The 14,363-nt window shown below is 70.1% G+C and carries 15 protein-coding genes; 10 read left to right on the forward strand and 5 right to left on the reverse strand.

What is annotated here, in order from left to right; all coding sequences use genetic code 11:
- The 5 genes from ACTIL2_RS13925 to ACTIL2_RS13945 all read right to left on the reverse strand — a co-directional run.
- Positions 1-501: iron chelate uptake ABC transporter family permease subunit (locus tag ACTIL2_RS13925; RefSeq protein ID WP_442338071.1), on the reverse strand; the 501-nt coding region annotated here is incomplete at its 3' end.
- Positions 501-1,586: an ABC transporter substrate-binding protein gene (locus ACTIL2_RS13930; protein ID WP_442338072.1), complete on the reverse strand. Its 1,086-nt coding sequence runs from the start codon at positions 1,584-1,586 to the stop codon at positions 501-503. The genes ACTIL2_RS13930 and ACTIL2_RS13925, both read right to left, overlap by 1 nt.
- A 10-nt stretch (positions 1,587-1,596) precedes the next feature.
- Positions 1,597-2,403, reverse strand: a complete 807-nt coding sequence (locus ACTIL2_RS13935) for an ABC transporter ATP-binding protein (RefSeq protein WP_442338073.1) — start codon at positions 2,401-2,403, stop codon at positions 1,597-1,599.
- 78 nt (positions 2,404-2,481) lie between these two features.
- A complete protein-coding gene (locus tag ACTIL2_RS13940) occupies positions 2,482-3,234 on the reverse strand; it encodes a helix-turn-helix domain-containing protein (protein ID WP_442338074.1) in 753 nt (250 codons plus the stop codon).
- The gene (locus ACTIL2_RS13945) at positions 3,231-3,857 is read right to left on the reverse strand and encodes a hypothetical protein (RefSeq protein ID WP_442338075.1); all 627 of its coding nucleotides are present in this window, start codon (positions 3,855-3,857) and stop codon (positions 3,231-3,233) included. The genes ACTIL2_RS13940 and ACTIL2_RS13945 overlap by 4 nt, the downstream gene beginning before the upstream one ends.
- Between ACTIL2_RS13945 and ACTIL2_RS13950 the strand changes: the two genes are divergently transcribed.
- The 10 genes from ACTIL2_RS13950 to ACTIL2_RS13995 form a co-directional block, all read left to right on the forward strand.
- Positions 3,819-4,049 carry a hypothetical protein gene (locus ACTIL2_RS13950; RefSeq protein WP_442338076.1) on the forward strand — a complete coding sequence of 77 codons (231 nt, stop codon included), beginning with the start codon at positions 3,819-3,821 and terminating at the stop codon, positions 4,047-4,049. The two genes, ACTIL2_RS13945 and ACTIL2_RS13950, sit on opposite strands and share 39 nt — an antisense overlap.
- Positions 4,049-4,402 carry a hypothetical protein gene (locus ACTIL2_RS13955; RefSeq protein WP_442338077.1) on the forward strand — a complete coding sequence of 118 codons (354 nt, stop codon included), beginning with the start codon at positions 4,049-4,051 and terminating at the stop codon, positions 4,400-4,402. The genes ACTIL2_RS13950 and ACTIL2_RS13955 overlap by 1 nt, the downstream gene beginning before the upstream one ends.
- A 77-nt stretch (positions 4,403-4,479) precedes the next feature.
- On the forward strand, positions 4,480-6,090 hold the full coding sequence (locus ACTIL2_RS13960; protein WP_442338078.1) for an ABC transporter substrate-binding protein: 1,611 nt from the start codon (positions 4,480-4,482) through the stop codon (positions 6,088-6,090).
- Positions 6,087-7,130: an ABC transporter permease gene (locus ACTIL2_RS13965; protein WP_442338079.1), complete on the forward strand. Its 1,044-nt coding sequence runs from the start codon at positions 6,087-6,089 to the stop codon at positions 7,128-7,130. The genes ACTIL2_RS13960 and ACTIL2_RS13965 overlap by 4 nt, the downstream gene beginning before the upstream one ends.
- A complete protein-coding gene (locus tag ACTIL2_RS13970; protein ID WP_442338080.1) occupies positions 7,127-8,002 on the forward strand; it encodes an ABC transporter permease in 876 nt (291 codons plus the stop codon). Before ACTIL2_RS13965 ends, ACTIL2_RS13970 begins: the two co-directional genes overlap by 4 nt.
- Entirely contained in the window at positions 7,999-9,726 is a 1,728-nt protein-coding gene (locus ACTIL2_RS13975) for a dipeptide ABC transporter ATP-binding protein (protein WP_442338081.1), read from the forward strand. Before ACTIL2_RS13970 ends, ACTIL2_RS13975 begins: the two co-directional genes overlap by 4 nt.
- Positions 9,716-11,044, forward strand: coding sequence for an NtaA/DmoA family FMN-dependent monooxygenase (locus ACTIL2_RS13980; protein WP_442338082.1), 1,329 nt, complete (start codon positions 9,716-9,718; stop codon positions 11,042-11,044). Before ACTIL2_RS13975 ends, ACTIL2_RS13980 begins: the two co-directional genes overlap by 11 nt.
- Complete coding sequence (locus ACTIL2_RS13985) at positions 11,041-11,793, forward strand: LLM class flavin-dependent oxidoreductase (protein ID WP_442338083.1); 753 nt, start codon at positions 11,041-11,043, stop codon at positions 11,791-11,793. The genes ACTIL2_RS13980 and ACTIL2_RS13985 overlap by 4 nt, the downstream gene beginning before the upstream one ends.
- On the forward strand, positions 11,790-13,613 hold the full coding sequence (locus ACTIL2_RS13990) for an FAD/NAD(P)-binding protein (RefSeq protein WP_442338084.1): 1,824 nt from the start codon (positions 11,790-11,792) through the stop codon (positions 13,611-13,613). The genes ACTIL2_RS13985 and ACTIL2_RS13990 overlap by 4 nt, the downstream gene beginning before the upstream one ends.
- A 167-nt stretch (positions 13,614-13,780) precedes the next feature.
- Positions 13,781-14,363 (forward strand): Clp protease N-terminal domain-containing protein (locus ACTIL2_RS13995; protein WP_442338085.1); only part of this gene is annotated, 583 nt, incomplete at its 3' end.

Genomic DNA, 14,363 nt, shown 5'->3' on the forward strand with positions numbered 1-14,363 from the left:
CATGGCGATGGCGGACCCGGCCAGGATCAGTTTCGTCGTCGCGGTGCCCGACCCTGTGCCGGTCAGCCCCAGGACCAGCGCCGCGCTGGCAAGTCCGCCGAGGAATGCCACGATGCCGGACGCCCAGAACGGCACCGGGAAACCGAACGCGGACACGGCGGTGAGGGTCACGTAGGACCCGGCGGTGACGGCGAGGGTGTCGGGGGACGCCAGTTGGTTCCTGGTCACCGACTGCAGCAGGATCCCGGCCACGCCCAGGGCGAATCCGACAGCGACACCGGCGAGCAGACGCGGGACGCGCGACCCGGAGAGGATCTCGCTGACCGGGACACCGTTGACGGTCCCCGGTGCGTCCGGATGGCGCGTGACGTGGAGCAGGAGGTCACGGAAGCCGAGTCCGGAGGTGCCCTGGGTGATGTGCCACAGGCCCACGCCGGTGATCGCCACGACGAGGGCGGCAATGAGAGCGATCCCCGCCCACGTCTGGTGCTTCCGAGTCATCAGTTGGCGGCGACCGCTTCCACGGCCTCGACGAAGGCGTCGATGAGCTGGATGCCGGAGCGCGGTCCGCGGGCGGCCCACAGGTCATTGGGGAACTCGTGGCTGCGGTCGTCCTTGACGGCGGGTAGGTTGTTCCAGATCGGGTTGGAGGTCATCGCCTCGACGTAGTCGTCGGGGCCGCCCTGCGAACCGGTGTAGAAGAGGTTCGCGTCGCCGACGGCGGTGAGGCCCTCGATGTCGGTCTGCGCGAGCCCGAACGCGGGGTCCACACCACCGTCGCCGTAGTCCCGGTTGATGTCCTCGGTCCAGGCGGAGCTCAGGCCGAGTTCCTCACCGAGCTGCGTCATCAGCGCACCGCTGGTGTACGGCCTGATGGTCAGGTTGCCGCCCTCGACCCAGCCGTCGAAGTAGAGGAAGTCGGTCGTGCCGAGGGAGTCGACACTGTCGGCGAGGTCGTCGCGGGCGGCGGAGAGGTGATCGTCGAATTCCTGGTTGATCTCGTCGGCGCGCGCGGAGCGTCCGGTGGCCTCACCGATCATGGAGAGGACGTTCCTGACCGCCCCGATCTGGTCGTCGGCGTCCGCGCCCTGCACGGCCAGTACCGGGACGTCCCGCTCCTCGAGCTGGGTGAGGACCTCGTCGTCCTCGCTGAAGGCCTCGACGATGATGAGGTCGGGGTCGGCGCCGTAGAGGGCGTCGAGGTCGGGCTCACCGCGTTCGCCGGCGTTGACCACGTCCTCCGGCAGGGCTTCGGCACTGACGTAGGTGCTGTAGTCGTCCGGGGACGCGACGGCGACCGGGTCGACGCACAGGCTGATGGCATCCTCGGTCTCCTGCCATTCCAGCACGGCGACGCGGCTGGCGGGCTCGTCGAGTTCGATCTCGCGTCCGAGGCTGTCGGTCATCGAGACCGGGTCGGTGGAGGTCTCGATGTCGGCGTCACACCCGGCGGCCCCGGAGGTGGGGACGTCGGTGCTGTCGGAGGAGCTCCCGGTGTCGGTGGTGCCGCACGCGCCGAGGGCGAGGGCGAGCGCTGCGGTGGTGGTGACCGCGGCGGTTCGGAAACGGTTGGACGTGATGGACAAGACAGGCCTTTCAGAGTGCGGGGTAGGGGTGTCGCCCGACGGGGTCGATGCGCAGGCGTCCGGTTCGGGGGTCGACGCCGACATCGACGTCGATGCCGTAGGCGGTGCGGATGTTCTCCGCGGTGAGGACGTCCGGGGGGCGGCCGGATGCCAGGACCGACCCTTTCGACAGCAGCGTGAGGGTGTCCGCGACCTGCAGGGCGTGGTCGAGGTCGTGCAGGACGACACCGACGGCCTTCGGGGTGGACTCGGCCACCAGGTCACGGATCAGGTCGAGGATCTCGGTCTGGTAGCGCAGGTCGAGGTGGTTGGTCGGTTCGTCGAGCAGGATGACGTCGGTGTCCTGGGCCAGGCAGGTGGCCAGCCAGACACGCTGCATCTCCCCGCCGGAGAGCTCACCCGCGCCCCGGTCGGCCATGCCGGTGAGACCCGTGGTGTGCAGCGCCCTGTCGATGGCGTGCTCGTCCCCGGCGGAGAGACCGGCGAAGGCGCGGCGGTGGGGGTGGCGTCCGAAGGAGACGACCTCGCGGACACTCAGTCCGTCCGGGGTGGGCCGGGACTGGGAGAACAGGGTGACGGCGCGGGCGAAGTCACGCGGGTTCAGCGTGTCCACGGGGGTCTCGTCGAGCAGGACCTGTCCGTCGGCGATGTTGTGCAGGCGGGCAAGGGAACGCAGCAGTGTCGACTTGCCGGACCCGTTCGGTCCGACCAGTGCCGTCACCTGGCCGGGCTCCAGGTCGGTGGAGACGCCGTGGACGATCTCGGTGCGTCCGTACCCCAGGGTGAGCGTGTCGCCGCGCAACGCATGAGTGCCCATGGTCGTGGTTAGCCTATCTTTCGTTCGTGAGTGACAGACCGAGTGTAGGACGGGACGGGTGTGTCCACAATCGTGATTTCAGGACACGGTATGTGGAGTTCCGGACACGAAGGTCCCCGGGGTGGTGTCGGTGACACGGCGGAAGGCGGCGATGAAGGTACTGGGCTGTGCGTAACCGACCTGCCGCGACACGTCCTGTACGGTCTGGCCCTCGCTGAGCATGGCGATGGCACGCTGGATGCGCAGCTCCATCCGCCAGCGCCCGAAGGTCAGCCCGGTGGCCTCGCGGAAGGCGCGTGTGACCGTCCGTTCGCTGATCCCGAGGCGCCGCGCCCACGCATCAAGGCCGCGCAGGTCGCGCGGGTCGGCCAGGAGGGTGTCCACGACCGTCGAGATGCGCGGGTCGGTGGGCACGCGCAAGTCGAGCTGCCGCTCGGCGGGTTCAAGGACATCGAAGACCACGGCTTCGGCCCGTGCCCTGGCATCCGGGGCGAGGTCGTCGCGTCCCAGGTGCGTCAGCAGTGACTCCAGGACGGTGGTCATGGTCACCACGGTCACGGCCGCGGGGACGGTGAAGTTGCCGGGGGTGCGGTCGGGGGCGAAGAGCGTGCCGTAAAGGGTGACCCCGGCGGTCACGTCGCCGGAGTGCTCGGTGCGGGCGGGAAGCCAGATGCCCCGTCCCTCGGGGACGGTGAAAATGCGTCCCTCCGTACGCGTGGTCATGGTGCCGCGGCGCACCCAGACGAGTTCGTGGTGGTCGTGACTGTGCACGGGCCAGCGCGTCGGTGGGTTCGTCCCGCCGTCGGTGGTGATCGCCTGGGTCCGGCTCATGGTTCGGCGATGATGCGGGACGGGTCGGCGCCTGCACCGGTCAGGACGTTGACCTGGGCCTGGACAGTGGCACGGTCATCCCCGGAGACGAGGATGAGTGCTGCGTCGCTGGTTCCGGTGAACCTGCCGGGCGTGTAGCTGAACCAGGGGAACCCAGCGGCGAAACCCTCCAGTCCAGGGCTCTCGTGCAGGTCAGCCGGGTCGCGTGTGGACCAGTGGAGATGTACCTGTGGCGGTGACGGCCGGGCGGACAGTCCGAGCACCAGGGCGCGCAGGGCGGCAAGGCCGCCGTCGAGCGCGATCATCAGGACACTCCGGGTGGATTCGGGCACGTCGAGGGATCCCGTCGGGTTCGCCACCACCCACTGGTCGCCCGCTGCCACATCCGGCGCGCTTCCCACCGGGTGCGCCAGGTGGAATTCCAGGTACCCGTCGTCGTTCGGCGGCAGTGCGGAGGCCAGGCGGAGCCAGGTGCGGGGGTCCGACGAAGTGCGGACCTCGAGGTGTTGGCCCGGGTACCCGGTCTCTGCCGCCCCGCTGACGTCCGCCTGCAGGCGGACGACGGTGATCCGCGGCGTCCTGCGGTGCACTTCGAGGACGCGGGCGGGGAGGGTGGCCGGCACGCTGGCCTCCTCGTCGTCGACGGCACCGAGCGCGGCAATGCGGACGGCGAGGTCGACCGCGTGGAGCAGTTCGGTGAGCCCGTCGGGGATGCCCAGCTCACCGGCGCGGCGGTAGGTGATCTCGTCGCCGGGGTCGGGGTGCCGAACTCCTCGCTGAGGGCACGCAGCGCGGCGGTGGTGGCTGCCTGGTAGTGGTCCGTGCCGATCCCGTTCTTCCGCAGGTCGCGACCGAGGTCGGCGAGGAACTCCGTGCGGGCGGCGTCGAACTCCCCGGAGGCGGAGAGTCCGTCGGCGGCGTACAGGGCGGCACGCCGGAGGACGGAGCGGTCGGGGGTGGGGATGCCCGCGGGCAGACCGCCGGCCACGGGGACGTCAACGGTGGCCGGCGCGGGGGCCAGCGCGGTGTAGATGACGCGGGTGCGTTCCAGGATGGCGTCGATGCGTTCACGCGCGGCGGCGACGGTCGGAACGACGTTCTCAGTGGGGTGCTCCTCTGTCATGGCCTAATTCTGGCACAGGGACGTGCGCAGAACGGTTCGTCGTGAATTGAAGTGTCCTGGGCGCGTTCCGCCGGGGACTACGGTTGCGCAATATGCAGACAGAGCGGTCTATTAAGAGTGCGGTGCGCGCCACCGTCGCAGTGGCGACGGCGGCCGTGGTGGGCCTCAGCGTCCTCACGGCATGCGGTTCCGCCCCGTCCGGGAACGGGGACGGTTATTCGGGCCCACCGGTCAGCGGCGGCACCCTGCGTGTGGCCTTCGACGCCGACATCCAGTGCGCCGACGGGCAACAGGTCGGCAACAACACCGCCCTGAACGTCTCCCGCCAGGTCACCGACTCACTGACCGACCAGGACCCGCAGACCGGGGAGATTGTTCCCTGGCTCGCCGAGAGCTGGGACATCAACGACGACTCCACCAGCTTCACCTTCCACCTGCGGGACGGGGTCAGCTTCGCCGACGGAAGCCCGTTCACCGCCCAATCGGTGAAGGAGAACTTCGAGGGCATCATCGACCTCGGGGCCAAATCCAGCCTGGGATCGACCTACCTCGCCGGACTGACCGGTATCGAGACCCCCGACGAGCACACCGTCACCGTGGACTTCGGGGAACCGAACGCCCAGTTCCTGCAGGCCACCTCCACGATGACGCTCGGCTTCTACACCCCGGACACGCTGGCCAGGACCCCCGAGGAGCGCTGCACCGGCGACGTCACAGGAACCGGCCCCTTCACCCTGGAGGACTTCAGTCCGTCCGGCGGGGCGACACTCAAGCGCAACGACGCCTACGACTGGGCGTCGCCGCTCTCCGACCACGAGGGTCCCGCCTACCTCGACGGGATCGAGTTCTCGGTGGTCCCGGAGTCCGGGGTGCGCAACGGAAGCCTGGTCTCGGACCAGGTGGACGTGGACACCGCCGTCCAACCGCAGGACGAGGAACTGCTGGAGCAGTCCGGGTTCCCCATCATCGACCGGCCGAACCCGGGTGTGAACTACGCCTTCTTCCCCAACTGGTCGAAGGGGCCGTTCCAGGACAGGAATGTCCGGCAGGCGGTGAACGCCGCCATCAACCGCGAGGAACTCACGGCCGTCCTCTCCGAACGCCAGAAGCCCGCGACCTCGGTCCTCGGGTCCACCACCCCCGGCTACACCGACCAGTCCGACCTCCTGGAGCACGATCCGGACCGGGCCAACCAGCTGCTCGATGACGCGGGATGGACCGGCCGGGACGACGACGGTTTCCGGACGAAGGACGGGGAGCGGCTCACCCTCCCGGTCGGGTACTGGCAGACCGCGGACTTCCTGGAACTCGTCCAGCAGCAGCTGCGTGCCGTCGGTGTGGACCTGGAGCTGGAGGAGAAGACCATGGGTGAGGTGTCCGCGGCCCAGGAGGCCCGCACCAACGACCTGGAGTTCTACAACCTCACCCGGTCCGACCCCGATGTGCTGCGCACCGTCTTCGACCAGGGCGGACGCAATGTCAACAACCGGGAGTCCCCGGACCACGTCGACCAGCTGCTCACCGACAGCCTGGCGACGACCGACCCGGACTCCCGTCACCGCACGGTTCAGGAGGCCACCGCCGAACTGGTGGAGCAGGGCTACGTCATTCCGTTGGCCGAGCTCTCGGGGATCTCCGCGACCTCCGCCTCCGTCCACAACTACCGCTATGAGGCATCCAGCCGGCTGCAGCTCGTCGACACGTGGCTGAGTTCAGGGGAGCAGACATCATGACCACCACATTCCGCTACGTCCTGCTGCGCGTCCTCTACGGCGTGGTCATCCTCTGGGCCGCGTGGACGCTGACCTACCTCATCCTGTTCGCGATGCCCGGCGACCCGGTCGCGGTGATGCTGTCGGGGACCGGCCAGATCGAGGCGACGCCGGAGCAGGTCGCCGAGCTGCGCGCCCAGTACGGGCTCGACCGGTCCCTGCCCGGCCAGTACCTGGCATCCCTGGGCGGACTGTTCACCGGTGACCTGGGTACCTCGTACCTCACCGGGGACCCGGTCACCGGGGCCCTGGCGGAGACCCTGCCGTCGACTCTGCAACTTGCTGCCGCCGCGCTCGTCCTCGGCGGTGTCGCCGGTGTGGCGCTCGCGGTGGGCGCCGTTGCGGCGGGAACCGCGCAGTCCCCCCGGCTGCGCCGCGCCGGTGACGTCCTCGCCGGCCTCCCGGTGCTCGGCGTCTCGCTGCCCACGTTCTGGGTGGGGCTGCTCCTGCTGCAGGTCGTCTCCTTCCAGCTGGGTTGGCTCCCGGCGTTGGGTAACACGGGATTCGCCGGGCTGATCCTCCCGGCGATCACCCTCGCGGTCCCGGTCGCCGCCACCGTCGGACAGGTTCTGCAGCGCAGTCTGCGGGACAGCTGGCGCCAGCAGTTCACCACGACCTTCCGGGCGGCCGGGTTCCCGACCACCCGGTTGCTTCTCAGCCATGCCCTGCGGGCGTCGCTCGGCCCGCTGCTCGCGGTCGCCGGGGTGCTCACCGGGCAACTGCTCGGCGGAGCGGTCGTCGTCGAGACCGTGTTCACCCGCAACGGGCTCGGCCGTCTGCTCGTCACGTCGGTGACCTCGCAGGACATCCCGGTCGTTCTGGGGGTGGTGACCGTCTCCGCCGTGATCTTCGTGGTGGTCAACATCATCACCGACCTGCTCCTGCCCGTGGTCGACGCCCGCACGCGCCGCAGCACCACGGCCGGGGGCACCGAGCAGGACACCGGCACCACCACAGGGAACGCAGGGAAAACAGGGAACACAGGGAAGGTGCCCGCATGACCGCCGTACTGAACCAGCCCAATGCACCGGAACCCGAGGCCCCGGAGCACCGGACCCCGCCCCAACCGGGCAGGCGCCGACGCCGGCGTCCCGCGGTCGGCACCGTCCTCGCCGGCCTCGTCCTTCTCCTCGTCGCCGCGTGGGCGGTCGTCCCCGGCCTGTTCAGCAGTGCCGACCCCCTGGTCGGTGAGCCGCTGAACCGGCTGCAGTCCCCGAGCCTGGACCATATCTTCGGCACCGACCACCTGGGTCGCGACGTGTGGACGCGCGTTGTCCACGGCACCCGGGAATCGGTGCTCACCGCCGGCGGGGCGGTGCTCGTCGCCTTCGGCGCCGGAAGCCTCATCGGCACGCTCTCCGGTTACATCGGCGGCCGGGTGGACAGCCTGATCTCCCGGCTGACGGACGTCCTGCAGTCCGTCCCGAGCCTGCTGCTGTCCATCGCTGTCGTCGCCGGGCTGGGCTTCGGCCCGGGCAAGGTCGCGGTCGCCGTCGGACTGGCCTCGGTGCCCACGTTCGTCCGGGTGTCGCGCAATGAGGTGCTGCGCTGGCGGAACAGTGACTTCGTGGAGTCCGCCCGGCTGTCCGGGATCGGGACGGGACGCATCCTCGCCCGCCACATCCTGCCCCATTCGTTCCCGCCCCTCGCCGGTCTGGCTGTCCTGGAGCTCGGGACGGCCCTGCTGTCGGTCTCGGCGCTGAGCTTCCTCGGGCTCGGTGCGCCACCGCCGAACCCGGAGTGGGGCCTGCTCGTCGCCGACGGGCGGAGCTACCTCGCCAGCGCATGGTGGCTGACCACGCTTCCCGGGCTGGTGATCGCCGTCACCGTGTTCTCCGTCAACCATCTCTCGCGAACCAGGAGCAAACCATGACCACCACCACCCGACACCAGACCGTCCACGCACCCGCATCCGACCCTGCACCGTCACGTACCGGCACCGTCCTCGACCTCGTCGGCCTCTCCGCCTCCTACGGCGATTCCCCGGCCCTCAACGACCTGGACCTCTCCGTCGCCGCCGGCGAGACCGTCGCGCTCGTCGGGGAGTCCGGATCCGGGAAGTCGACCACCGCCCGCGCCGCCGTGGGCCTGGGCGGGGAGGCCCTCACCATCGACGTCGGCGAGCACCGGCTGATCGGACGGGAGGTCGACCCGGACTCGCCGAAGGCGTGGCAGGACCTCTACCGGTCGCACGTCGGGTACGTCCCCCAGGACACCGGCGAGGGCCTCAACCCCGTCCGCACCGTCGGCAGTCAGTTGGCCGAGGCGTTCCGGGTGTCACGGAACGCGGGGGGACGCCGCCGGGACGTGCGGGCGGAGACCAGGCAGGAGATGGCGACCGCCCTGGAGGACGTCGGCCTGGATCCGGGCGTGCATGCGGGGCGCTACCCCCACCAGCTGTCCGGCGGGCAGCGGCAGCGCGTCCTCATCGCCCTGGCCCTGATCGGGGACCCGGACCTGGTCATCGCCGACGAGCCCACGTCCGCACTCGACGTCACCGTGCAGAAACAGGTCCTCGACCTGTTGGAGCGCCGGGTGCGCCGTACGGGTGCCGCGCTGCTGCTCATCACCCACGACCTGGGCGTCGCCTACTCCCGCGCCGACCGAATCGTGGTGCTGAGGCAGGGGCGCATCGTCGAGCAGGGCCCCGCCCGGCAGGTGCTCACGTCCCCGCGGGAGGACTACACCCGTGACCTCGTCGAGGCCGTCCCGGGTCGCGCCGCGCCCCGCCGCGAATCCACCGCCGCGCGCCCGCAGGACGGTCCGGACCAGGTCCCGGTTATCAGTGCGACCGGGGTGACCAGGGTGTTCTCCCGTGGTGCCGCGCCGGCCGTCGACCAGCTCAACCTTTCCGCCGCCGCCGGACGCACCCTCGGCATCGTCGGCGAATCCGGGTCGGGGAAGTCCACCACGGCACGCATCCTGCTCGGGATCGAACCCTTCGACGCCGGAGAGGTGACCGTTCTGGGGAGGCAGCTCAACGGCCGCGGAATCCGCGCCCGCAGGGGAGGGGACGCCGTCGCCCTGTCGCGCCGGGCACGCCTGATCCACCAGGATCCGGGCGGTTCGCTGGACCCCCGGTTCACGGTCGGCGAGTCCGTCGCCGAGCCACTGCAGGGCTTCGGGATCGGTGACCGGGCGTCCCGCCGGAGTCGCGTGGCCGACCTCCTGGACAAGGTGGCGCTGCCTGCCACGGCCGCGGACCGGCGTCCCGCGGAGCTGTCCGGTGGGCAGAGGCAACGTGTCGCCATCGCCCGCGCCCTGGCGGTCGAACCGGAGTTGCTCGTCCTCGATGAGCCGGTCTCCGCACTGGACGTCTCGGTCCAGGCGAGGATCCTGGACCTCCTCGCGGATCTGCAGGATAGCCTGGGGTTGACCTACCTGTTCATCAGCCACGACCTGGCGGTGGTCCGTGACATCGCCGACGAGGTCGCCGTCATGGCGTCCGGCAGGATCGTTGAGCAGGGGCCGGTCGACCAGCTCTTCACCACCCCGTCGAGCGATGTCACCGCCGGACTGCTCGCCGCGGTCCCCGGTCTCCCCGCGGCCCCGGCAGCGGCAGCCGCACAAGAGAAGAATGGAGCACATGATGAGTAACGACAAACGCCAGGTACACCTCGCCGCACACTTCCCGGGCGTCAACAACACCACCGTCTGGTCCGACCCGGCGTCCGGCTCGCACATCGACTTCTCCAGCTTCGAGCACTTCGGACGCACCGCCGAGCGCGGCCTGTTCGACTTCCTCTTCCTCGCCGAGGGGCTGCGCCTGCGCGAGCACAAGGGGCAGGTCTTCGACCAGGACGTGGTCGGACGCCCCGAGACCGCCACGGTGCTCGCCGGCCTCGCCGCGGTCACCGAGCACATCGGGCTGACCGGCACCTTCAGCTCCACGTTCAATGAGCCCTACGACCTGGCCCGGACGCTGGCCACCCTCGACCGCGTCTCCGGCGGGCGTGCGGCGTGGAACCTGGTGACCACGCACAATGCCTTCACCGGCGAGAACTTCCGCCGCGGCGGTTTCCTCGACGGGGCCGACCGCTACCGGCGGGCGACCGACTTCCTGGGCCTGGCACGCGCGCTGTGGGAGTCGCGGGTGGACGGCGACGGCTCCTTCGACTGGCACTCGGAGTTCTTCGACGTCCACGGTACCTTCCCGGTTCCGACATCACCCCAGGTCAGTCCCGTGGTTTTCCAGGCCGGTGACTCGGACGAGGGCCGCGACTTCGCCGCCCGCAACGCCGAGGTCATCTTCTCCCGCCACACCGACCCCGGGGACGGGAAGGACTTCCGTGCGGACATCGACCAGCGGCTGACGGCCGCTGGCAGGCGTCCGGCCGACCTGAAGATCTACCCGGGGATCTCCGTGGTGCTGGGGGACACCGAGGCCGAGGCGCAGGAGCACCACCGGGAGATCCGGCACCAGCAGGTCCACGGTCCCGGGGCGATCGCGTTCCTGGAGCAGATCTGGGGCCGCGACCTCTCCGACCTCGACCCGGACGGGCCGCTGCCGGAATCGGGCCCGGACCTGGACAACGCTGACATCACCCGCGGCCGGGTGCGCCACGAGAAGGACGTGGGCGCCGTCGCGGCCCGGTGGCGGGCACTGGCGGAGGAGAAGAACCTGTCGATCCGCGAACTGGTCACCGAGGTGTCCGGACGCGGCGGCACGCTGATCGGGACACCGTCGCAGGTCGCCGCCCAGTTCGATGACCTGACCCAGCAGCGGGCCGCCGACGGCTTCATCGTGGTGCCGCACATCACCCCGGGAGGCCTCGACGACATCGTGGACAGGGTGGTGCCCGAACTGCAGGACCGCGGGGTCTACCGCACCAGTTACGGGGAGGGCGCCACCCTCCGGGAGAACCTCGCGCTCCCGCCCTACCGCGCGAACCACGGACAGGAGGCGTCAGCATGACCACCATCTACCGGGTATCCCCCGAAGCCGCCCTGGATCTCAACGCACTGCGTGCGGCCGCCGTCGCCCTCGACGGCGCCGCTGACTCCGCCATCCTGGTGATCGGCGACGACCATGAATCCGGGCAGAACGCCGTATCCCTCGCCGCCTGGCTCTCACCGCAGACCACACGGCTGCGGATCGTGGCGGAGACCCCTGTGACGCACACCGAACCGTTCCACGTCGCCACGTCCACCGCCACGCTGGACTTCGTCTCCGAGGGGCGGGCGGGCTGGTCACCGACGGTGCAGACGCGAGCACCCGCGGCGTCCCTCACCGGTCGCCGTCCCGCGGCCGGGAATGACGCCTGGCGCGAGGTCGAGGACATCGCCGAGGTCGTGGGAAAGCTGTGGACGTCCTGGGAGCCGGACGCCGAGATCCGGGACGAGGACACCCACCGCTTCATCGACCGGGACAAGGTCCACTACGTCGACTTCACCGGCACGGACTCGGTCGGCGGGGAGTTCACCGTGAAGGGGCCGTCGATCGTGCCGCGGTCACCGCAGGGCACACTGCCGACGGTCGTGACCGTGGACACCCCGGAATCGGTTGCCGTGGCGGAGAAGATCACGACCGGTCCGGAGGACTCGATCATCGTCGGTGACCGCTACGTGTCCCACGACGGCAGTTCCGGGGAGGTCGTGCGGATCAACGACAGTTCCGGGTTGCTCACCCTGGCGGCGCAGGTGTCAGGGAAGGAGTCCCGGTGACGTCGCTGGTGGTCGTCGGTGGCGGTCCCCGCACCACCGGACTGCTGCTGGCGCTGGCGGCGCGGTTGCGGGAACAGGGTGATCCGGGGGGCCGGGACCCGCTGGACATCCACGTCGTGGACCCCTTCCTTACTGGCCCGGGCCGGATCTGGCGCGCGGACCAGCCGTCGCAGGTGTGGATGAACAACACCTCCGACCAGATCACCGTGTACGCCGGCGGCGATCCGGCGCTCGCGGACGTGCCCCCGATCAGCGGACCGTCCCTGGCCGACTGGGTCGGACGTGGCGCGGTCTACGTCCCGCGGCGTGATGCGGCGTCCTACCTGCGGGACGCCTTCGAGCGCGCGGTCGGTGCGCTGCCGGAGTGGGTGACCGTCACCGAGCACCGGAACGCGGCCGTCGGGGTGGGCCGTGCGGAGGGGGAGCGGGTCGTGCTCCTCGACGACGGAACTGCCCTGCGTGCAGACGCGACGGTCCTGGCCCAGGGGCACCTCGATGTGCTTCCGGGGACCGACGGTGTGGAAACATCCGGACACACCCCACCCGGGTACACGGTTGACCAGGACTTCTCCCATATTCCCGGAGGGGCGGACGTCCTTGTCCGTGGTTTCGGCCTGGCGTTCATCGACCTGATGATGCTGGTGACGGAGGGGCGCGGAGGACGGTTCGGACACGGCGCGGACGGCATTGTGTACCACCCCTCCGGGCGTGAACCGGTGCTGTGGGTCGGATCGCGGCGGGGCGTGCCCTACCGGTCGAAACTGGTGGACGGCCCACCGCAGTTGACTCCGCGCCATCTGACGGAGGACACACTGCGACGTCTGCCGAGGTCGGACGGGGGCGTCCTGCAGGAGGGCGTGCTCAGGTCGCTGCTGCTCGCCGAGATCAACGACGCCTGGTACACCGCCTTGGCTGAGCACCACGGTCAGGCACGCATCACTGTCACCGCCGAGCGGATCCACGCGCTCACCGACGCATGGGTCGACAGGCTCGTCGACGCCGATGTCCCCGGTGCAGGCCGGGAGGAGGAGGCATTCGGGCGGGTCGTCCGCGGAGCCGTCCCGGCCCCGGAGGACCGACTCGACCTGCGGCACCTCGACCGGCCCCTGGAGGGACGCACGTTCGCGGACCACGGCGATCTGGAACAGGCGGTGGAGGACATCGTGGTGGGTAATCTGCAGCGGGCGCACAGCAGGCGGTTCCCGCAGGACGGTGCCCTCTACAGCGTGCTGGTGGCGTCGTACTTCGTGGCGCATTCACTGTTGTTCGCGGGGGCGTTGGCGCCGGCAGACCGGGAGCTTGTCGCCTCCCTGACCTCCACGTTCTCCTATGTGTGCTCGGGGCCGCCCCCGGAGAGGCTGGAGAACCTGGTGGCGCTGCACCGGGCTGGCCTGGTGCGGTTCCTCGGCGCGGGAGCGGAGTTCGGGCAGGACGGCTCCAGTGGTCGCTACACCGCGACCGGTGGTATCACCGCGGACTACCTGGTGGATGCCAGGCTGGCGGAGCTCACCGCTGACCGGGTGGCGGATCCGCTGCTGCGTGGACTGCTGGCGACCGGGGATATCACGGCGGACACCACATTCGCGGTGGACGCCCACGACCGCGCGGTGGGCGCGGACGGCGTGGTCAGGGATGACCTCTTCCTCATCGGTCCGACCACGTCCTCCCCGGTGCGGGAGGGGTTCGGACGCCCCGGCGAACCCACCCGCGTCTTCCCGGCGAATGATGCCCTGGCGGCTGCACTGCTGGACGCGTTACGGGGTGATCAGGTCCAGTTGCGGGAACGACGCGGAGTACCTGCCGATATCGCGGGTCAGTAGCCGGTGGCCGGGACGCCCTTGTCTGATTCCCAATGTGAGTGGAATGGACTCAACTTTGGTGGTGTTGTACCTCATGAAGACAGCGCGGATGTCCTAAAGTTGACAGTTACGCGCTAAGGTAGATGACGCAGACTGACGCGAGACAAGCGCAGAAAGGCTTTCCCCACATGAGCGGTTTCACCCCCACCACCCGTACCCAGGAGGCCATGCAGGCGGCCCTGCAGTCGGCCAGTGCCAACGGCAACCCCGACATCCGCCCGGCCCACCTCCTGGTCGCCATCCTCGACCAGGAGGACTCCATCGCCCGGCCCGTCCTGCAGGCCGCGGGCGTTGACCCGCAGGGCGTCCTGCAGGACGCCCGGGACCTCGTCGCCGGGTACCCCACCGCGTCCGGCTCCGGCATGGCCAACCCGAACTTCAACCGGGACGGGCTCAATGCCCTGACCGCCGCGCAGGAGCTCGCCGAGGAGCTCGGCGACAGCTACGTCTCCACCGAGGTGCTGCTCGCCGGCATCGCGAAAGGCGAGGGGGACGCAGCGAAGTCGCTGCACGACCGCGGTGCGACCTTCGAGGCGGTCCGCGGCGCTTTCGAGTCCGTCCGCGGCAACCGCAAGGTCACCACGGAGGAGCCCGAGGGGCAGTTCCAGGCGCTGGAGAAGTACTCCACCGACCTCACCGAGCGCGCCCGCGAGGGAAAGATCGACCCGGTCATCGGACGTGACCAGGAGATCCGCCGCGTGGTCCAGGTGC

Origin of the sequence: Corynebacterium sp., from assembly GCF_052107835.1 — a bacterium.
GTDB lineage: Bacteria > Actinomycetota > Actinomycetes > Mycobacteriales > Mycobacteriaceae > Corynebacterium.

Coding starts and splice junctions, on each gene's coding strand:
- ACTIL2_RS13935 (WP_442338073.1), bottom strand. CDS start 2,403: ATGGGCACTCATGCGTTGCGCGGCGACACGCTCACCCTGGGGTACGGA.
- ACTIL2_RS13940 (WP_442338074.1), bottom strand. CDS start 3,234: ATGAGCCGGACCCAGGCGATCACCACCGACGGCGGGACGAACCCACCG.
- ACTIL2_RS13965 (WP_442338079.1), top strand. CDS start 6,087: ATGACCACCACATTCCGCTACGTCCTGCTGCGCGTCCTCTACGGCGTG.
- ACTIL2_RS13970 (WP_442338080.1), top strand. CDS start 7,127: ATGACCGCCGTACTGAACCAGCCCAATGCACCGGAACCCGAGGCCCCG.
- ACTIL2_RS13975 (WP_442338081.1), top strand. CDS start 7,999: ATGACCACCACCACCCGACACCAGACCGTCCACGCACCCGCATCCGAC.
- ACTIL2_RS13980 (WP_442338082.1), top strand. CDS start 9,716: ATGATGAGTAACGACAAACGCCAGGTACACCTCGCCGCACACTTCCCG.
- ACTIL2_RS13985 (WP_442338083.1), top strand. CDS start 11,041: ATGACCACCATCTACCGGGTATCCCCCGAAGCCGCCCTGGATCTCAAC.